Annotated in this window: 22 protein-coding genes; 8 read left to right on the forward strand and 14 right to left on the reverse strand. The window is 61.6% G+C overall.

The features are described from left to right. Positions 1 to 419 precede the first annotated feature (419 nt). Complete coding sequence (locus tag NE851_RS16525) at positions 420 to 587, forward strand: hypothetical protein (protein WP_003546657.1); 168 nt, start codon at positions 420 to 422, stop codon at positions 585 to 587. A gap of 14 nt (positions 588 to 601) precedes the next feature. Here NE851_RS16525 and NE851_RS16530 read toward each other — a convergent pair whose 3' ends face one another. The 3 genes from NE851_RS16530 to NE851_RS16540 all read right to left on the reverse strand — a co-directional run bounded on the left by NE851_RS16530 (position 602) and on the right by NE851_RS16540 (position 4,095). Beyond that, positions 602 to 1,150, reverse strand: coding sequence for a DUF1254 domain-containing protein (locus NE851_RS16530; protein WP_047614314.1), 549 nt, complete (start codon positions 1,148 to 1,150; stop codon positions 602 to 604). Further along, positions 1,143 to 1,730, reverse strand: a complete 588-nt coding sequence (locus tag NE851_RS16535; RefSeq protein ID WP_047614316.1) for a DUF1214 domain-containing protein — start codon at positions 1,728 to 1,730, stop codon at positions 1,143 to 1,145. The genes NE851_RS16530 and NE851_RS16535 overlap by 8 nt, the downstream gene beginning before the upstream one ends. Before the next feature lie 178 nt (positions 1,731 to 1,908). Next, positions 1,909 to 4,095: a transglycosylase domain-containing protein gene (locus NE851_RS16540; protein ID WP_063476661.1), complete on the reverse strand. Its 2,187-nt coding sequence runs from the start codon at positions 4,093 to 4,095 to the stop codon at positions 1,909 to 1,911. Between the two features lie 204 nt (positions 4,096 to 4,299). Between NE851_RS16540 and NE851_RS16545 the strand changes: the two genes are divergently transcribed. From NE851_RS16545 to NE851_RS16560, 4 genes are all read left to right on the forward strand, one after another. Beyond that, positions 4,300 to 4,776, forward strand: a complete 477-nt coding sequence (locus tag NE851_RS16545; RefSeq protein WP_048338360.1) for a YcgN family cysteine cluster protein — start codon at positions 4,300 to 4,302, stop codon at positions 4,774 to 4,776. Positions 4,777 to 4,998: 222 nt separating this feature from the next. Beyond that, positions 4,999 to 5,982 (forward strand): TerC family protein, encoded by a 984-nt coding sequence (locus NE851_RS16550; protein ID WP_097623215.1) that lies wholly within the window; start codon positions 4,999 to 5,001, stop codon positions 5,980 to 5,982. Positions 5,983 to 6,026: 44 nt separating this feature from the next. Beyond that, a complete protein-coding gene (locus NE851_RS16555) occupies positions 6,027 to 6,329 on the forward strand; it encodes a hypothetical protein (protein ID WP_097623214.1) in 303 nt (100 codons plus the stop codon). A 16-nt stretch (positions 6,330 to 6,345) separates the two neighbouring features. Beyond that, entirely contained in the window at positions 6,346 to 6,981 is a 636-nt protein-coding gene (locus NE851_RS16560; protein WP_097623300.1) for an exopolysaccharide biosynthesis protein, read from the forward strand. Here the strand turns inward: NE851_RS16560 and NE851_RS16565 are convergent. Continuing rightward, complete coding sequence (locus tag NE851_RS16565) at positions 6,978 to 7,547, reverse strand: TetR family transcriptional regulator (protein WP_063476662.1); 570 nt, start codon at positions 7,545 to 7,547, stop codon at positions 6,978 to 6,980. The two genes, NE851_RS16560 and NE851_RS16565, sit on opposite strands and share 4 nt — an antisense overlap. Before the next feature lie 121 nt (positions 7,548 to 7,668). On the opposite strand from NE851_RS16565, the gene NE851_RS16570 reads away from it, so the two are divergent. Further along, positions 7,669 to 8,583 carry an SDR family oxidoreductase gene (locus NE851_RS16570; protein ID WP_097623213.1) on the forward strand — a complete coding sequence of 305 codons (915 nt, stop codon included), beginning with the start codon at positions 7,669 to 7,671 and terminating at the stop codon, positions 8,581 to 8,583. Positions 8,584 to 8,724: 141 nt separating this feature from the next. Here the strand turns inward: NE851_RS16570 and NE851_RS16575 are convergent, their stop codons facing one another. From NE851_RS16575 to NE851_RS16595, 5 genes are all read right to left on the reverse strand, one after another. Continuing rightward, positions 8,725 to 9,828: a fatty acid desaturase gene (locus tag NE851_RS16575; protein WP_047614325.1), complete on the reverse strand. Its 1,104-nt coding sequence runs from the start codon at positions 9,826 to 9,828 to the stop codon at positions 8,725 to 8,727. A 301-nt stretch (positions 9,829 to 10,129) separates the two neighbouring features. After that, the gene (locus NE851_RS16580) at positions 10,130 to 10,273 is read right to left on the reverse strand and encodes a hypothetical protein (RefSeq protein WP_164735919.1); all 144 of its coding nucleotides are present in this window, start codon (positions 10,271 to 10,273) and stop codon (positions 10,130 to 10,132) included. Between the two features lie 373 nt (positions 10,274 to 10,646). Continuing rightward, positions 10,647 to 10,982, reverse strand: coding sequence for a hypothetical protein (locus tag NE851_RS16585; RefSeq protein WP_097623212.1), 336 nt, complete (start codon positions 10,980 to 10,982; stop codon positions 10,647 to 10,649). 27 nt (positions 10,983 to 11,009) lie between these two features. Next, positions 11,010 to 11,387, reverse strand: coding sequence for a hypothetical protein (locus NE851_RS16590; RefSeq protein ID WP_174824448.1), 378 nt, complete (start codon positions 11,385 to 11,387; stop codon positions 11,010 to 11,012). Positions 11,388 to 11,482: 95 nt separating this feature from the next. Then, positions 11,483 to 12,883 (reverse strand): MFS transporter, encoded by a 1,401-nt coding sequence (locus NE851_RS16595; protein WP_254961642.1) that lies wholly within the window; start codon positions 12,881 to 12,883, stop codon positions 11,483 to 11,485. Positions 12,884 to 13,006: 123 nt separating this feature from the next. Here NE851_RS16595 and NE851_RS16600 point away from each other — a divergent pair, with 123 nt between their 5' ends. Then, a complete protein-coding gene (locus NE851_RS16600) occupies positions 13,007 to 13,969 on the forward strand; it encodes a LysR family transcriptional regulator (RefSeq protein ID WP_047614329.1) in 963 nt (320 codons plus the stop codon). Between the two features lie 41 nt (positions 13,970 to 14,010). Here NE851_RS16600 and NE851_RS16605 read toward each other — a convergent pair whose 3' ends face one another. Further along, on the reverse strand, positions 14,011 to 14,874 hold the full coding sequence (locus NE851_RS16605) for a LysR substrate-binding domain-containing protein (protein WP_097623210.1): 864 nt from the start codon (positions 14,872 to 14,874) through the stop codon (positions 14,011 to 14,013). 131 nt (positions 14,875 to 15,005) lie between these two features. Here NE851_RS16605 and NE851_RS16610 point away from each other — a divergent pair, with 131 nt between their 5' ends. After that, the gene (locus NE851_RS16610; RefSeq protein ID WP_048338366.1) at positions 15,006 to 15,392 is read left to right on the forward strand and encodes an ectoine synthase; all 387 of its coding nucleotides are present in this window, start codon (positions 15,006 to 15,008) and stop codon (positions 15,390 to 15,392) included. 50 nt (positions 15,393 to 15,442) lie between these two features. Here NE851_RS16610 and NE851_RS16615 read toward each other — a convergent pair whose 3' ends face one another. The 4 genes from NE851_RS16615 to NE851_RS16630 form a co-directional block, all read right to left on the reverse strand. Then, positions 15,443 to 15,823 (reverse strand): VOC family protein, encoded by a 381-nt coding sequence (locus NE851_RS16615; RefSeq protein ID WP_097542694.1) that lies wholly within the window; start codon positions 15,821 to 15,823, stop codon positions 15,443 to 15,445. A gap of 236 nt (positions 15,824 to 16,059) precedes the next feature. Then, a complete protein-coding gene (locus NE851_RS16620) occupies positions 16,060 to 16,371 on the reverse strand; it encodes a hypothetical protein (RefSeq protein ID WP_097623209.1) in 312 nt (103 codons plus the stop codon). After that, positions 16,368 to 16,694: a hypothetical protein gene (locus NE851_RS16625; RefSeq protein WP_097542692.1), complete on the reverse strand. Its 327-nt coding sequence runs from the start codon at positions 16,692 to 16,694 to the stop codon at positions 16,368 to 16,370. The genes NE851_RS16620 and NE851_RS16625 overlap by 4 nt, the downstream gene beginning before the upstream one ends. Then, on the reverse strand, positions 16,691 to 16,954 hold the full coding sequence (locus NE851_RS16630; RefSeq protein ID WP_097542691.1) for a hypothetical protein: 264 nt from the start codon (positions 16,952 to 16,954) through the stop codon (positions 16,691 to 16,693). The genes NE851_RS16625 and NE851_RS16630 overlap by 4 nt, the downstream gene beginning before the upstream one ends. Between the last annotated feature and the right edge of the window lie 396 nt (positions 16,955 to 17,350).

A 17,350-nucleotide genomic window follows, 5' to 3' on the forward strand; every position in this document is an offset into this window, starting at 1 on the left:
GAAGCATTTTTGCAACACCGCCTTTTTCCGCGCGTGTAAGCTTGCCGCCTCAATGCCAACTATATGAATTGTTTCTAATTTTACGCGTCGATCTCCAACCGGTCTTTCCGTGGGCGGCGTGAAACCAAATCAACTCTTCGCGCGTTACAGAGGAAGTGAGGTGAACTGTGTTTGGCATCCGCCGAATATTAGTAAACTGTTAACTGTCATCTGTCTCAATTCGGATAGGAACGACGCGATTTGAGTGTTTGGATCGTTGAAACTCCGCATCACGGTATTTCAATCAGGTGCCGTGGGAAAGGCGCGAATGCCCTCGGTCCGGTCATCCCGGTTCCGCAGGACGCGCCGGCCCGCACATTGGCGGGCAGGGTGAAATCCATCGCAAGTTCATCCGTCTCGGGCAGTGCATGGAGACGAGAATGGCAATAGTAGTCGCATTGGCGGATCGGCGGCCGCGGGCGCCGCGTCGTCCGGACAAAGAGCCCCGTGAAGCCAAGATCCTCTGGTTCACCGGCGTTCGCTACGAGCGCTTGGCCGAGAGCCCGAAACATCGTCCGGCGCCCGCGCCGCGCGTCAACAAGAAGTAACCGCTTGTTCAACCTCAGCGAGCGGTGAATTGCTCGCAGCCGGCTTCCGTGAGAAAGTTGCGCGCGGCCTCATTAAAGCTCGCCTGCGGCGCCAGCGTCCGCAGCACGGCATAGCCGTCCGGCCGTGCCATTTCCACCAGGATCGCCTGCTGCAATTCCTGCGGCAGGTTCTTGCGCAGGTCCGTCAACTGGATCGGACCGCCGGCCAGCACATCGAGCGCCCCGCCGACCGACGTCCTGTCGTTCATGCTGAAGACCTCATTGGAGGCGCTGTCATAGATCGCGATCGACCAGAAGGGCACATTGCCCTTGGCGGTGAAATGCACCGGCCCATCTTCGATGTCGAAGGAGCAGACAGCGGTGCGCACGAAGGGGTCGCCATTGGCAAGGCCGGCCTCGTCATACCGGTCGGCGAGCAGATAGAAATTGTTGAGGTCGCCCTCCGCCTCCACGCGGGTCGCCGCATCCCTGCCGGTGAAATGCGGCAGCGACAGGATGATGACGAGATGCAGCAGGGCTGCGCCGAAAAGACCGGTGAGGATAGCGAAGAATATCCTAAGCATTGCCGCATCCGGTCTTGGTGAGCTTCGGCATGGCGAGGTCGATCACGCCGGAGCTGCCGGCGGTCGGGGTGTCGAACAGCGTCAGCACCAGCCGGAAGGTGCCGGCTTCCGGCAAGGCCAGCCAGTTGCCCGGCTGCGCGACGGCGGAGATCTCGATCGAGAAGCTGCTGTCCGGCTGGCGCAGCACCGTCCAGGAATTCAGCGCCGAGGGATGCCCGGTCTTCACCGCCGCCGGATTGCCGCCATTGTCGGCGGTAAAGAGGGTCCAGAGCCGGGCAGGCGGCGTCTGCCCGCTGATGCGGTAGCGGCAGTTGGCATTCAGCCGGCCGCCCTCGTCGTCGACGCTCGCCGTAAAGGTCAGGCCCTCGGCGCTGCCATAGAGCAGCTTGCCGGCGCGCGCCCGGTGCGACTTGGCGTAAGGGTCGGCTTCGACCGTCTGCAGCGCCGGAAACGCCTCCCAGGCGCCGAGCTTGATCGCCCCGAAACCCTGCGTCGCATCCAGCGCATAAAGCGAAATCATGATCCCGCCGCCGAAGGCGACGATCAGCGTGATCGCGATAAAGAGGGGGAATCGAAACACGTCAAGACCTTGGAAACCATATCGGATGAAAGGGTTACCACTGATTCTGGCGGGGTGGAATGGCGCGCCGCGACATAGGCGCCGATTGATCCCCGGTTGGTGGCGGCAGCCGGATGAGGGGCAGGCACCGAAGATCTGCCGGGTCGAGGATTTCTGAATCCGCGCGTGATGCCGCCAACTACTCCGCGCTCGCCACCTTCGCAGGCGCGAGCGGAGCGGCATTCTTCAGCTTCTCGCCGAGCTTCTTGAGGATGTCGGTCGATTGAACCGAGAGCATGCGCGGCCGGATTAGCTGCGGCAAACCGTCCTGCGGCTTGGCGGCGGCGGTTTTGGCGAGGTCCTTTTCCGAGGGCAGGGGGTTTTCGATGCCGGGAATGGCGCGCAGCGTCACACCCTGATGGGCATAGTCCATAGCGCGCTTGAAGGTCATCGCCGGCAGCGAGCCGCCGGTCATCTCGTTGGTCGAGGTATAGTCGTCATTGCCGAACCAGACGGCGCAGGTGTAGTTGCCGGTGTAGCCGACGAACCAGGCGTCGCGATAGGCCTGGGTCGTACCGGTCTTGCCGGCGGTCACAATGCCGTTGTCGAGGGCTGCCTTGCGCGCCGTGCCGACATAGGGAACGCGCGACAGCATCTGGTTCATATAGGCGTCGGCCTGTTCGGAGAGCACACGTTTCGGCGCCGGCTCGTCGCGGTCGAAATCATAGAGCACGTCGCCGTCGTAATCGAGGATCTGGGTGATGCCGTGGCGGCGCGACTGGTAGCCGCCGGCCGGGAAGGTGGCATAGGCCGTCGCCTGGTCGAGCACCGTCACCTCGGAGGTGCCGATCGGGATGGTGACGTCGTCGCGGATCGGCGTTTCGACGCCGAGGTTCTTCGCCATCGCCCGGATCGGCTGAATGCCGAGTTTTTCCTTGGCGAGCCGCACCGGCACGGTGTTGATCGACTGGGCGATCGCGGTCTCGAGCGTGATGCGGCCGGCATAGCGGTTGGCATAATTATGCGGGCTCCAATTGCCCCAGGAGATCGGCGCGTCGACGATCGTCGTCTGCGGCGTCATCCCGCTCTCCATCGCCACCGAATAGGTGTAGACCTTGAAGGAAGAGCCCGGCTGGCGCAGCGCCCTGGTGGCGCGGTTGAACTGGCTCTCGCCATAATCCCGGCCGCCGACCATGGCGCGCACGGCGCCGCCGTTTTCGATCATCACCATGGCGCCCTGCTTGGCGTGATAGGCCTCGCCATATTCGCGCAGCGACGTTTCGACCGAATCCTCGGCCGCCTGCTGGATGCCCATGTCGATCGTCGTGCGCACGATCAGCGAATGCTGGTGGAAACGCGGTGAAAGCCGCTGCACTTCGTCGAAAGCCCAGTCGAGGAAGAAGTCAGGCGATTCCACTTCGTTGCGGTCGACGACGGTCGCCGGATTGCGCCGGGCGGCGATCACCTGGCCTTCGGTCATCAGTCCGCTCTGCACCAGATTGGTCAGCACTTCGTTGGCGCGAGCACGCGCTGCCGGCAGGTTGACATGCGGCGCATATTTCGCCGGCGCCTTGAACAGGCCGGCAAGCATGGCGGATTCGGCAAGGTTCACATCGGTGATGTTTTTGCCGAAATAGAACTGTGCCGCCGCCGCGGCGCCAAACGTACCGCCGCCCATATAGGCCCGGTCGAGATAGGTGGAGAGGATTTCCTTCTTGGAAAGGTTCGCCTCGAGCCACAGCGCCAGGAAGGCCTCGGTGACCTTGCGGTCGATCGAGCGTTCGTTAGACAGGAACAGGTTCTTGGCGAGCTGCTGGGTCAGCGTCGAGCCGCCCTGGACGACCTCGCCGGCGCGCGCATTCTCGCTCATGGCCCGGAAGAGGCCGATGAAATCGATGCCGAAATGGTCGAAGAAGCGCCGGTCCTCGGTGGCGATCACCGATTTGATCAGCGAATCCGGCAGCTCGTCGATCGGCACGGAATTCTGGTGGATGACGCCGCGATGGCCGATGACGTTGCCGTAGCGGTCGGTGAAGGTGACAGCGAAATCGCCGCGATTGCGCCAGTCCTCCTTGGTCGCCTCGAAGGCGGGCTGGGCGAGCAGAAGCATCAGCACCGAGCCGGCCGCCCCGAGCGTCAGCCCTTCGCCGGCAAGTTCGAAGACCATGCGCTTCCAGCCGCGCACGCGGAAGCGGCGGAAGAAGATGGTGATGTCTTCCCAGATCTCGGCGGCGCGGAAGCCGGCGTTCCAGACGGTCGAATCGATCCAGGAATCGATGCGCAACAGAATGTGACGGCTCTTCCTAGGCCGCTTGTCCGCCGCCCCGTTCGCCACTTTTCCGGGCTCGTTGTCTGGCCCGTTTTCTGGGTTGTCCGGATCCTGCACGTCCTGTATTCCCGCCTGATCGTGCTTCGGTCATCTCCGACGAAAGCGCAAGGCCCGCATATGGCCGCAAAGCTCTCCGATACCAGGAGAGAATTCTCCGAGTACCAGGAGTATATTGAAGAATTGATTGATTTTGCGGCTGATAACAAGAGAGATGCATGAGGGTCACGCGAATTTGCGGGCCGCTGTTGCAAGAAACGAACGATGAACGATCTGCCCTTCTGGAAGAGCAAGACGCTGGCCGAAATGACCGTCGCCGAGTGGGAAAGCCTCTGCGATGGCTGCGGCCTCTGTTGTCTCAACAAGATCGAGGAATGGGACAGCGGCGATATCTATTTCACCTCGGTGAGCTGCAAGCTGCTCGACGGCGAAAGCTGTCGCTGCTCCAGCTATGAGAACCGCTGGGACTTCGTGCCGGATTGTGTGCAGCTGACCAAGGAGAACGTGCCCGATATCGCCTGGCTGCCGCCCACCTGCGGCTACCGGCTGGTCAATGAAGGCCATGACCTCTACTGGTGGCACCCGCTCGTCTCCGGTGACCCGGAAACCGTTCATGCCGCCGGCATTTCCGCGCGAGGCCGCACGATCAGCGAAAACGAGATCGATATCGACGATCTCGAGGACTACGTCGTCGACTGGCCGCTGACCGTGGGTGAGGTAAAGGACGATGAGGAAGCCTGAGGCGGCCGGCGCTCCCGGCTTTCTGTTGCGGGGCGAGTGACGCATTCGCACTGCCGCCTCCCGCGCGACATATAAAATTGGCGCCGGCCGCTGCTTGATTATTGAAAAGTGAGACCCCACTTGCGGTGCGACCCGCTGGTCCGGGCCCCTCTGGCGAGAGCTTCGGCACTCTTGCGATGTCGGACCTCTTCTCCGACAACCAGTGCCGACAGGGGACTATCCTTGGATCTCTCTTTTTTGTTCGTCGAGTGGCTGGGAACGCCGCTCTGGATGTGGTCGAGCTTTTTCGCCCTCGTCATCGCCATTCTGTCGTTCGACCTCGGTATTCTTCATAAGCAGAACAAGGAAATCGGCGTCGGCGAAAGCGTCAGGCTTTCCGCCCTCTATATCGCGCTCGGCCTCGCCTTCGGTGGTTGGGTATGGTGGTATCTCGGATCCGAGGCGGGCCTTGCCTATCTGACCGGCTTCGTCGTCGAAAAGACGTTGGCCCTCGACAATGTCTTCGTCATTGCCCTGATCTTCTCCTTCTTTGCCGTGCCGCGCATCTACCAGCACCGGGTGCTCTTCTGGGGCATTCTGGGCGTCATCCTGTTGCGCGCCATCATGATCGGCGTCGGCGCCACGCTGGTCGCCGAATTCGCCTGGCTTCTCTATATCTTTGCCGCGTTCCTGATCGTCACCGGCATCAAGATGCTGTTCGTCAAGGAGGCCGAGCCTGATGTCTCGAAGAACGTCCTCGTCCGCTTCATGCGCAGCCGCTTTAACGTCACCGACGAACATCACGGCGAGCGGTTCTTCGTCAGAAAGGCAAACCCCAAAACGGGAAGGATGACCTGGTTCATCACTCCGCTCTTCATGGCGCTCGTGATGGTCGAAGTGGCAGACGTCATCTTCGCCGTGGATTCGGTGCCTGCGATCTTCGCGATCACCACCGATCCGTTCATCGTCTACACCTCGAACATCTTCGCGATTCTCGGCCTTCGCGCCCTCTATTTCGCGCTGGCGGCGATGATTCATCGCTTCCGCTATCTGAAGCCCGCGCTTGCCATCGTGCTGATCTTCATCGGCTCGAAGATCTTCCTCGCCGATCTGCTGGGCCTGGAAAAATTCCCGGCCGCGCTCTCGCTCAGCATCACTTTCACGATCATCGCCGCCGGCGTGGTCTGGAGCCTTCTCAAGACGCGGGATCCGCAGCAGCCCGCCTGAGCGGGCTCTGCACACGCAAACGCTAACAAAGGAAGGAACCGGATATGATTTCGAATTTCATCGGCTGGATTTTTGCCCTCCTCGTCGTCGGTCCGCTGCAGGCTGAGATACAGGAGCAGGCTGAGCGCGCCCGGCTTCCCGTGGAGATCGTCCGCCAGTCCCGGGCCTGCCTGACATCCCAGGGGCCGCAGCTCATCGAGCGCGCCGCCGGCGACTACGGCTGGGCGGCGGCCACAGTCGTCAGCATAGCGATCGGCTATACTGCGCCGGCAGAACTTCTCGACGGCAGCGACCCACAATGCGCAGCCCTTGCCAGCGCCCTGAAGGGAGCCGGCGAGGGTGCGTGACCGCGACCAGCTGAAAATGGACCGTGCGATTGATCACGACGGAAATAGACGACCGCCGCGCGGTGTGGCCACCGCGCGGCTTCGGGAGATGCTGGAACTCGCCCGGGCGAAAGGCGGCCTCTCCATCGGCGAGGCTCTGGAGGCGATGGGCCCGACCAGCATCGCCTTCACCATCCTGTTCCTGGCAATCCCGGCTCTAACCCCGATCCCCGGGCCGTTCGGAATGGTTTTCGGCACCGCGCTTGCGCTGGTCTCCCTCCAGATCGTCGCGGGTGGCCGGAAGGTCTGGTTGCCCGCTATCATCAGGGATCGTCGGGTTTCGTCCGTGGCGCTTGATCTTATCGTGGGTCACGCGGTCCCGGTGATCGCCCGGGTGGAAAAGCTCGTGCGCGCCGGCCGGCTGCAGGCCCTCACCGGCCGGACCGTGCAGGCACTTCTTGGCATTCCTGTCTTTCTGCTCGCCGTCGTGATCGCGCTGCCGATCCCCTTCGGCAATATTCTGCCGGTGTTGTCGCTGGTGGTGCTCGCCGTTGCCCTGATGGAGCGGGATGGTCTCGTCACCCTGATCGGACTGCTGCTCACATCGGCGACGATCGTCGCGACCGCCGCCCTGCTTTATTTTATCAAGGCGATGATCTTCACGGCCTCCTAGGCTGAATGGACAGGTACCGCGCCGAGGAAACGCCGCAACTCCGTCTCGACATAGGCAGCCACCGGCCCTTCGGCGCCAAAACCCCACCAGAGCAGCGAACCCTGCCATTGCGACAGCATCAGCCGGGCGATCGTCTCCGGCGCCTTCGCCGATCCGAAACATTGCGCGATATCAGCCATCAGCGCTGTTCCCCAGGCAGCACCCCGGGCGCGCAGCACCGGATCGCGGAAATCCTCGCGAAGCACCAGCAGTCCTTCGCCATAGGCGGCGGCATCGTCCCCGTAGTCCTGCGACAGGCCGACGAGCAACGCGACGGCGCCGTCCGGGGTTTTCGGCACGGTCCCGGCAAGTCGCGCCGTTTCCGCGTCAAGCCTGTCCCAGGCATAAAGCAATGCTGCGCGCAGCATCGCCGCCTTCGTTGCGAAACGCTGCACCAGCGTCGAGCCGGAAAGGCCGCTTGCTTTCGCCACCGCCGCAAAGGTCGCCGCATCCGGCCCCTGTGCCTGGATCAGCGCAAGCACCATGGCGAGAAGCTGTTCATCGGAAACTGTGCGGCGGCGCGGCATGAAATTCCTCTCGCATTCATGTTGAATGTAAACGATCATTCGTTTATATACAACCAACCCCGGAAACCCGGGGCGCTTTCCATTTCGGCGTGAGAGCCGTTTTAGCGTGGAGGATGGAGAAGTGACAGCGAACTTGCGGGAGAAAGTGGCGTTGGTGGCGGGAGCTACGCGCGGCGCCGGCCGGGGCATTGCGATGGAGCTCGGCGCCGCCGGCGCCACCGTCTATGTCACCGGGCGTACGACGCGCGCGCAGCAATCCGAATATATGAGACCGGAGACGATCGAGGAGACGGCCGAACTGGTGACCGCTGCCGGCGGCAAGGGCATTGCCGTGCAGGTGGACCACCTCGTCAATCAACAGGTCGAGGCGCTGGTCGCCCGCATTCGCGAGGAAGCCGGCCGGCTCGATATTCTCGTCAACGACATCTGGGGCTGCGAGAAGCTGTTCGAATGGGACAAATCAGTCTGGGAGCATTCGCTGGACAAGGGCCTGCACATGCTGCGGCTCGGCATCGAAACACATCTGATTACCGCCCACTACGCGCTGCCGCTGATGATCGAGCGGCCGGGTGGACTGCTGGTGGAAGTAACCGACGGAACGGCCGAATACAACGCCACGCATTACCGGCTTTCGCCCTTCTACGATCTCGTCAAGACAGGCGTCACCCGCATGGCCTGGACGCATGCGCAGGATCTGGCGAAACACGGCGCCACCGCCGTTTCGATCACACCCGGCTGGCTGCGCTCCCAAATGATGCTGGATGCCTACGGTGTGCGCGAGGAGAACTGGCGCGATGCGACGAAGATACAGCCGCATTTCGCCATTTCTGAAACCCCGCGTTTCCTCGGGCGCGCCGTTGCGGCGATTGCCGCCGATCCCGACCGCGGCCGCTGGAACGGCCAGTCGCTATCGAGTGGCGGCGTGGCGAAGACCTATGGCTTCGACGACATCGACGGTTCGCGGCCGGATTGCTGGCGCTACCTGGTGGAAGTGCAGGAGCCGGGCAGACCGGCGGATGTGACGGGTTATCGCTAAAGCGAAACTGCGCGGGGTTTTGCGTCCGCAAAAGCCCGACCGATTCCAGGGAAACCGTCAACCGGTTTCCCTGGATTTTCGTATAAACAAAAGGTCAGAGCGGTCTACGCTTCAAAACCGGAACCGCTCAGAGCCCGCCGGTTATCTTGCTGCGGCGAGCCGGGCTGCGTCGCGAAACGACACCAGCCGCTTCGCCTGTTCGTCCCACAGCACCAGCTTGACGCAGCGCAGACTGTCCATCAGCGTGATGCGGCCGATATCGGCAAGCTCAGGATGGTCTCGCAGCACCTCCGGCAGCCGGTAGTAGGGCACCCGGCTCGACAGATGATGCACGTGGTGGATGCCGATATTGCCGGTGATCCAGCGCAGCACCGGCGGCAGGTCGTAATGCGAGGCACCGTGCAGGGCCGCATGCTGGAACTGCCAGTCCGGCTTCTTCGACCAATGTGTTTCCTCGAACTGGTGCTGGACGTAGAACAGCCAGACGCCGGCAGCGCCGGCCAGAAGCACGATCGGCAGATGCACCAGCAGAAAGGGGACGATCCCGACTGCCCAGATCAGCAGTGCGGCGGCTGCTGCGATGGCAAGATTGGTCGCCATGGTCGAGATCCAGGGCAGGGCGCCGGAGCGCATCATGCCGAAAGGCAGGCGCTGCTTGATGAGAAACAGCCATGCCGGTCCAATGCCGAACATCACGATCGGGTGCCGGTAGAGCCGGTAGCCGATCCGGCCCCAGCGCGACAGCGCGTTGTATTCGGCAATCGTCAGCGTCTCGATGTCGCCAACGCCGCGCTCGTCCAGGTTCCCGGCCGAGGCGTGGTGTTCTGCGTGCGCCCGGCGCCAATAGTCGTAAGGCGTCAACGTCAGGATGCCGATCGTGCGTCCAACCCAGTCGTCGACGCCGCGACGGGCGAAAAACGAGCCGTGGCCGCAATCATGCTGGATCATGAACAGCCGGAGCAGGAAAGCGGCGGCGGGAACGACGAGGATGAGACCTGGCCAGAAGCTGTAATGAACCGCCGCCCATGCGGCGGCCCAGAACAGCGCGAAGGGGACGACCGTGACGGCAAGCTCGAAGGCGCTGCGTCCGGCCCGTGGCTGGCGATATTGGGCAAGGATCTTCAACCAGCCCTTCTCGGTGAAAAGGGCGGTTTGATCTTCGGATCGCTTCGGGTTTTCGTCAGGCTCGCCCGAAGGGGCAACCCGGATTTCCTCGCACTCGCTGCGGCGCGCAGATTCGATCACAGAATAGCGCCGTGAAAGGCAGCGACAGTCGAAAAGCCGAGTGCAATCACCACGGCTGAGCGAATGAGGAATAGCGGATAGTCGAAGCGGTACATGGTATGAAGAGGGGTCATTTTGTGTGGCACCTTCCGTTTTCTTTAAAACACGTTCATGCGTGATCCCGTCACGCCAGAGCGCGGCGTGCCCGAAAGGGCACGCTGTGACTTTGAATCTGCGCATAATCCTTCCGCAAATCGATCTTGATTTGCGCTGTTATGCGCCATCGATGATGAGAGCCCCGTCCAGGGCTCGAGACGAGCCCCTATTTTTTTGGAGCACTGCCCTGCGGGGCGGCTTTGGTCGCCGTCTTCATCTGGTTGGCGAATGTGCTTTCCACTTTCGCAGCTTGCTTGTCCTTTTTTGGCTTCCGGACCTCGCGATTGCTTCTTACCTGTCCTTTTGCCATGGATGAGTCTCCCTTTGGATCGACATTAAAAACCGCGGCCTGCGTGGTATTCGCCCCGCTTGTCGGTCGCGACTGGAGATCGCGGGATCGTCATGAGGGGCAACCCGACAACACCGGGCCGCAGGGATGGAATGAAAATGATGCCTGCTGAAACCGCATCGCAGTCTGGAGGCGGATGACCGGAGAGGTCACCGAAAGCCAAACCCGACGTTGAGACGGGACGTCACCATGCTTTCGCGATCGGGAAAATGGCGGGGCCGGAAAACCGGTCACCGCAAATGCCGCATCGGCCAAATCAGCGAGCCCTCTTCATAGAATAAAATTGAGGTGCCATTAAGGCCATCGCCGCAGGAAAGCCATATTTCCACAGGGCTTATTCATTTAATGGAAACAGCCGGATCAGCTTCGTTCTTTCCATCTCGGCCATGCCTGATGCCGACATGATGCCGCGAGCCAAACAGAGTTCGATATCCCGCCCGATATCGAGTGGCACCCGCATGCCGCCGGCCTTGAGAAGGCGGTCGGTCAGCGACAGAAGCAGATCCACTTTCGCCTGGCAGCCGTCGATCTCAAGGAGCGCCACCCGGCGCTCCTTGTCGATGTCTGCAAGATCCTTGTCCTGCTGCCGTTGCTGGTAAGCTCCGAATTGCACCCATCCGAAATAGGCGGCCGCTGCGACTGAGATACAAAGCAAGGGGGTTTTCCGCACAATAATCCTTCGGAGCCGGGCGGCTGGCTAGCCGGCGGCACGTCTTTCGCGGGGCAATCCCTGTATCGCATATCGGTTACAGACAGGAGTTACCACTTTCGGCGGGGCCTTCGGCTTGCCGAAATGGTGTTCGAGCGCCCGTGAGAGCATGGCCGGCGAGGTGACGCCCTCTTGGAACAGCCTGATCAGCAGGATGGCCGCGACGTTGAAAACCCGTTCGTCATCGATCAGGATTCTGGCGTCGTAGCCGGCGTCGTCGAGCACGCCCTGAAGCATGTCGAGATCGGACGAGGTCAGATGCGGCTTTTCTGAGGTGGAAGACATCGGTCCTCCTTTCGTCGGGGCGAGGGTATAAAAACCCTCAGTCGGCAGCGCCCGTGCGATGGCTGCCGAAGGCGGGACCATGCGCCTTTCGCTGAGGCAACGCAACGGGAATCTTGCTGCGGATATCGCACCGGTTGATGGGCAGCCCGCACCGGTCAGGGTGCGGGCCGAGATGGTTATTCCGCCGCCTGATAGCTGGGTCTCCGGGCGGCCGATGTCCGCGGACCGGCGGCTGCAAGCAGGGTGATGGCGATGGCAAGCAACGCCACGAAGGCGATGCCGGCGACATAAGGGTCCCAGCCGAAATGCGGCGCGGCGCCGAAGACCGCCGAGGCGGCCGCAAGCACGATGCCGCCGCCGATCTGGAAGGAGGCAAAGAGCAGTCCCGATGCGAGTCCAGCCTTGTCGTCCTCCACATCGGAAAGGGCCGCGACCTGCACCGAGGGGTAGGTCAGGGCGTAACCGAGGCCGAGCGGGATCTGCGAGAACAGAACGAGCAGGATCGGGTCGACATGTCCGAGCGCGGTCACCCAGAAGATGTAGCTGAAGGCTTGCAGGCCGACACCCACCGCCATCAGCCCGGTGGCGCCGCGATTTTGCGCGAGTGTGGCAAAACGTGGCGCCAGGAACATCACGAAGACGCCGCCAAGCGCAAAGCAGAAGCCGGTGGTGAAGGCCGACCAGCCTATGACGTTCTGATAGTAGAGCGTCGCCAGGAACTGGAAGCCGACATAGGCGCCCTGGAAGAGGGCGGCAATCGCATTGGCATGCCGAAGCTTGGCCCGACGGAACATGCCGAGCGGCACCATCGGATCGGCATGGCGCGCTTCGACCGCGAGGAAGAGCAGGATCAGCACCAGCGACGCGATGAGCGAGCCCCAGGTCGAGAAGGCCTGCCAGCCCGCCGCCGCAGCGTTGGTGATGCCGAAGACGAAGAACAAGAGCCCGGGTGTGATGGTCAGCGCGCCGGCCCAGTCGAAGGCCGGCCGCGGTCCGGTTCTTTTCGGGTCGGCCGGCAGCACCAGCGGCGCAAGAAGGAGCGTCAGGATAGCGACCGGCGCGCCCATGACGAGCGTCGCCCGCCAGCTGAAGATCGTCGCAGCACCGCCGATCACCATGCCGAGCACGAAGCCGGCGGCGCCGGTGGAGGAGAAGACGCCGAGCGCCTTTGCCCGCGCCGCTCCCTCGCCGAAGACGGAGAGCAGCAGCGCCAGGGCGGCCGGCGCCGTGAAGGCGGCGGCAATGCCCTTGATCAATCGGGCGGCGATCAGTGTCGGGCCGCTGTCGACGAAGCCGCCGGCGATGCTGGCGGCGGCAAAAATTGCCAGCGACCAGAGGAAGACGCGGCGATGGCCGAAGACGTCGGCGACCCGGCCGCCGAGGAGCAGGAAGCCGCCATAACCGAGCACATAGGCGCTGACGGCCCATTGCAGCGAGGTCGCCTCCATGCCGAGTTCGGCCTGGATGGCAGGCAGCGCGACGCCGATGGTGGAGACATCCATGGCGTCGAGAAAATTGGCGGCGCAGAGCAGCAGCAATGCCAGCCCCGCCCCGTTTCGCGATTTGGAAAGAGTCATCGAAATCGTTCCTTCTTTGCTGCCGCCTCATCGGGGGAGGTTGCCGGGCGGCAGGGAACGAGAAAATGTACAGCTTCCTTTCCTATTGCAAATTGATAGTAGCCATGCCAGGTATTACTGGTGATGATGAATGATGCCACTCTTCGCAAGATCGACCTTAATCTGCTGCTGGCCTTTTCGGTGCTGATGCAGGAACGCAATGTCAGTCGCGCCGCAGAGCGGCTGCTGCTTGGCCAGCCCGGTCTTTCGGCCGCTTTGCGGCGCCTGCGCGAGGCACTGGATGACGAATTGTTCGTGCGCGTCGGCCGCGGCCTGCAGCCGACGCCACGGGCCCTTTCCATCGCCCCGGCGATCGAGGATGCGCTGTCGGGCATCGAGCGTGCCATCCGCCCGCAGGCCGAATTCGATCCGGCCAGCTGGCAGGGCGAGTTCCGCATCGGCATGTGCGACAATCTCGAATCGGCCTTCTTCGGCCCGCTTGCCGCCCGTCTTCTCCAGCTCTCACCCGGCGCCCGGCTGATCGGCATCGCTTCCGACAAACGCGATGCCGCGCGCCGGCTGGACGAGGGCGTCTTCGACTTCAGCGTCTCGGTGCACGAAGAGCCGGCCTCCTGGCACATCCGCGCGCCGCTGTTCGATCAGGCCTCGATCTGCATCTACGATGAAGCCCAGCTCCGGCTGAAGGCGCCGTTGAGCCTCAAGGATTTCGCCAATGTCGCCCATGTCACCGTTTCGTTCGAAGGCAATGCCGCGACCAGCATCGATAGCGCGCTGAGCCGCACTGGCCACGTCAGGCAGGTGGTGGCGACGGTGCCGCGTTTTTCCGCCTTGCCGACGGCGCTCAGGGCCATGCCGGCCATCGCCACCGTGCCGGAATCGATCGGTCGCTGCATGGCGCAATTGCATGGGCTGACGATCTGCCAGCCGCCGCTTTCCCTGCCGGCCGATCCCGTGACCATGCTCTATCGCCGCGTCGACCAGGCGGACGGCCGGGCGCGCTGGTTCCGCGGCCTGTTCCTTGACGTCGCCAGCGTGGCGCTCGAAGCCTCCGGCTGCCGCGTATCGATATCGAGAGCTGCGGCTTGACTCAGGGGTGATTGCATCGAGATTGTCGCCCCGGCTGCCGTCTATTCAATGACCGATTTGAACCACGTACAGAAGGCTGAAATTGATTTTTGGGGAGAAGCCCTGCAGATCAGAAAATAGCTCTCCTGTGCGAGAATCGCGATGTCCGAGAGCACGATCAGGTCGCCATTCTCGATTTCGCGGCGGCATAACTCGACCGGGCAAAGTGCCACGCCATGACCGGCAATGGCGGCGGTTGCGAGCAAATTGAAGTCTTGAAACACCGGCCCCCTTAGCGTTGGCGTCAACGGCACGCCCGCCTTGTCGAGCCACTGCGCCCAATGCGCTGTGGTCTCGTCGTGGAGCAGGTCTGCCGTTGCGATCTGTGTCGCGTGGTCGATGCTGCCCTTTCTTTCAAGATAGCGCGGACTGGCGACAGGTTGAGTGGCGCGGGAGAAAAGCTGGTGGCAAACGACGCCTTCGAAGGTATCGGCGCCAAGCGTAATCAGTACATCGCAGCCGGTTTCACGCAGACGCTGTTCGGCCATGGCGTAGACCACCTTTATTGTGACATCCGAATGCCTAGCCAGGAAATCGCTGAGCGATGGTATCAGCCATCGCGTCGCGATGGACGGGATGCAGCCGACGGTGATCTCGGATCTCGTCCTGAGCTTCAATAATTCCGCTTCTGCGGAAATTCTTTCAAGACTGCTCGATAGGGTTTCGGCAAAGCTTTTGGCCTCGGGTGCGAGCCGCACGCCGCGTTTTTCACGCAGAAACAAGGCACGTCCGAACCATTCCTCCAAATGACGGATCTGATGGCTGATCGCGGCATGCGTGACGCGCAATTCGTCGCCGGCGCGTGAGAAACTTGAAAGACGCGCTGCCGCTTCGAAGGCTCTCAATGCGCCGAATGGAAGTGTCATCTGTAAGTTTTCCTCAGCTATCCGATAGAAATCATCATTTGTCCGAATATGGAGATCACCAGTATGGCTGAAGGAAGCGGATCTGAACAGTATCGCTGACGTGTCAAATTTTCTTACACCAGGAGAGCGGAATGTACGTGCGCAGCCTGAAGGATGTCGAAGCAACCGACTATTTTGTGGAATGGGGCAATGGGACGAGCCACCGTTTGCTGACGGAAAAGGACGGGATGGGTTTTACCGTTTGTCATACGATCGTGCGCGCCAACACCGTTTCGCTTCTCGAATACCGCCAGCATCTCGAAGCCTGCTATTGCATCGCCGGCGAGGGCGAGGTGGAGGATATGGACGGCACCGTCTTTCCGATCCGTCAAGGCGATATCTATGTGCTCGACAAGCATGACAAGCATCTGCTGCGCGGCGGCCGTGACCAGGATATGATCCTCGTCAGCGTCTTCAATCCGCCGCTCGAGGGATCCGAGCGCCATAATCTGAACGACCCCTCGGGATCGGCTTATTGAAATCAGCCTATAAGGGAAAGTGCGCGGTTTTCTGACGGTCAGTCGGCCTGTTACAGCTCGCCTTTATGAAAATAGGCTTCGAGCCGGTAGCCGTCCGGGTCGATGATGAAGGCGGCGTAATAGAATTGTCCGTAATCCGGCCGGATCCCCGGTTCGCCATTATCCGTGCCGCCGGAGGCGACGGCCGCCGCGTGAAAGGCATCGACCGCAGCCTCGTTCGGGGCGACGAAGCAGAAATGCAGCCCGGATCGCAGATCGGCAACAACGGGGTGTTCGACCTGCATCACCCAGAGGCCGACCCTTTCCGGGCCGTAGCCGATCATCGCGTCGGAATTGGACAGCCGCTCATATCCGAGCGGCGCCAGCGCCGCGTCGTAGAAACGGCGGGCTCTTTCGATGTCCTTTACGCCGATGGAGACATGATCGAACATGGACGCAAACTCCCTGACTTCCCTTGGTCTCCGAAGGACGGCTCATCCCTCAAGATGGCACGACGCCAACATCTTTCAACCGCGATCCGAAGTCAACGAAAGGGCGTCGTTCAAAAAGGCTGGCGATCCGCTCGAGCGTCCTGGCAAAGAAATCGGCGCGCCGAATTACCGCTGTTCAGCGCAAGCCCTGCGACGCTGTCACGTGATTTAGGGGAGGGCGGAGTAGGGTCCGGATCCTAGCGCCACGGATGAGCCGGCGGGGTGTCACGAGCGATCTGCGCAGCGTCGGATAGCCTGAGCCATTCCTTCCGGTATCCGATGTTGAGAAGATTGAAGGACAACATGTCTCTCCCGGCCTGCGAACGGCTCGCGCCGGTCACGGCATGGTCCGCGTGCGTCGGAACGCTCGCGTGGTAGACGGTCCACGAACGGGCGGGTTCGACCCGGCGGTCGCGTCCAATGTCCATGGCGTAGTGGCCGGCCGCGCCGCCCTTGTTGTTGCCGACAGCAAAGGCGTTCGGTCTTCCTTCGTCTTCATGGCTGTTCACGATGTCAACCTTCCGTCATTCGGGCCGTGGCCAAACGTTGTCTCGATCAGTGTTGCGCCGCTGCCGGGCGATAGGTTTACCGGCTCCAGGCTGTCTTCCGTCGTGACCCGCTCGTGACGTTCGTCGTCGCTGCGAATGCGGTATTGCAGCAGATTGCCTCTCGGAGGCAGCGTGGCGGTAATGCGGTATGTGTCGGGGAGCTTGGAAGGCACGATCAGGAACCCGTCCTTCAACCGGACGGTCTGCCCAACCTTGAAGATATGTGTTGCTGGCTCGCGTCGGACCGAACGTCCATTGCGTTGCGGGGTGCGCGTAGCGGTCATGACGGTTTGTGGTCCTTTTCGAGCGCGGTTTCGAGATCTGACGGATGGATAGGCATCATCTGCAGTGTCGAACTCTGTGCGGCGATCGCCGGCAGGTGGATGAAGGCGCCGATCCGTCGCCAGGCAAGCCTGGAAACGCCATCGATCAATTCCTCGTCATAGTCGACGCGATATTCCCCGGCTGGCTGTGCTCTGTCGAAACCTGGCAGGCGGAAAGGAGATGAAAAGTGGACGACGGTTTGTGTGGTGCGACTTGTCATGACTGAAGCCTCCGCAGGAAACACCGATGCATTTCCTGTATCGTTGAGATCCGAACCGGACGAACTCGACGCTGCCGGTACATCCGCGGTCAGCGCCAAGCTCATTCCGGATCGAATACGCGAAATGCACGCCGGAACGACGTCATATATTCGCTATCGAGAATTCGGTGGTGTATGGCGGGTCGTAGGTCTCTGACACCGCGAAGCCAAGTCGGCCAAATCGACGAGGCTTATCGTTACGCCTGGATTACGTTTAAATCAAGATAAATTCGGATTTATCTATAAAAAACGCCAAATTAACTCCGTGGTCACGCAAATAAAATGGAGCGTAATGGCTCAAGAAATTCTATTCAATTCATAATTATTACAAACCATCCCGCCGAAATGATTTCCTGA

It is taken from the genome of Rhizobium anhuiense bv. trifolii (assembly GCF_024346605.1).
In the GTDB taxonomy this organism is placed as follows: Bacteria; Pseudomonadota; Alphaproteobacteria; order Rhizobiales; family Rhizobiaceae; genus Rhizobium; species Rhizobium anhuiense.

Bases quoted from the DNA above. Each gene is read 5' to 3' on its own strand.
- NE851_RS16525 (WP_003546657.1), top strand. From the start codon at position 420: ATGGCAATAGTAGTCGCATTGGCGGATCGGCGGCCGCGGGCGCCGCGT.
- NE851_RS16530 (WP_047614314.1), bottom strand. From the start codon at position 1,150: ATGCTTAGGATATTCTTCGCTATCCTCACCGGTCTTTTCGGCGCAGCC.
- NE851_RS16545 (WP_048338360.1), top strand. From the start codon at position 4,300: ATGAACGATCTGCCCTTCTGGAAGAGCAAGACGCTGGCCGAAATGACC.
- NE851_RS16555 (WP_097623214.1), top strand. From the start codon at position 6,027: ATGATTTCGAATTTCATCGGCTGGATTTTTGCCCTCCTCGTCGTCGGT.
- NE851_RS16560 (WP_097623300.1), top strand. From the start codon at position 6,346: ATGGACCGTGCGATTGATCACGACGGAAATAGACGACCGCCGCGCGGT.
- NE851_RS16565 (WP_063476662.1), bottom strand. From the start codon at position 7,547: ATGCCGCGCCGCCGCACAGTTTCCGATGAACAGCTTCTCGCCATGGTG.
- NE851_RS16580 (WP_164735919.1), bottom strand. From the start codon at position 10,273: ATGGCAAAAGGACAGGTAAGAAGCAATCGCGAGGTCCGGAAGCCAAAA.
- NE851_RS16590 (WP_174824448.1), bottom strand. From the start codon at position 11,387: ATGGTCCCGCCTTCGGCAGCCATCGCACGGGCGCTGCCGACTGAGGGT.
- NE851_RS16595 (WP_254961642.1), bottom strand. From the start codon at position 12,883: ATGACTCTTTCCAAATCGCGAAACGGGGCGGGGCTGGCATTGCTGCTG.
- NE851_RS16600 (WP_047614329.1), top strand. From the start codon at position 13,007: ATGATGAATGATGCCACTCTTCGCAAGATCGACCTTAATCTGCTGCTG.
- NE851_RS16605 (WP_097623210.1), bottom strand. From the start codon at position 14,874: ATGACACTTCCATTCGGCGCATTGAGAGCCTTCGAAGCGGCAGCGCGT.
- NE851_RS16610 (WP_048338366.1), top strand. From the start codon at position 15,006: ATGTACGTGCGCAGCCTGAAGGATGTCGAAGCAACCGACTATTTTGTG.
- NE851_RS16615 (WP_097542694.1), bottom strand. From the start codon at position 15,823: ATGTTCGATCATGTCTCCATCGGCGTAAAGGACATCGAAAGAGCCCGC.
- NE851_RS16625 (WP_097542692.1), bottom strand. From the start codon at position 16,694: ATGACCGCTACGCGCACCCCGCAACGCAATGGACGTTCGGTCCGACGC.
- NE851_RS16630 (WP_097542691.1), bottom strand. From the start codon at position 16,954: ATGACAAGTCGCACCACACAAACCGTCGTCCACTTTTCATCTCCTTTC.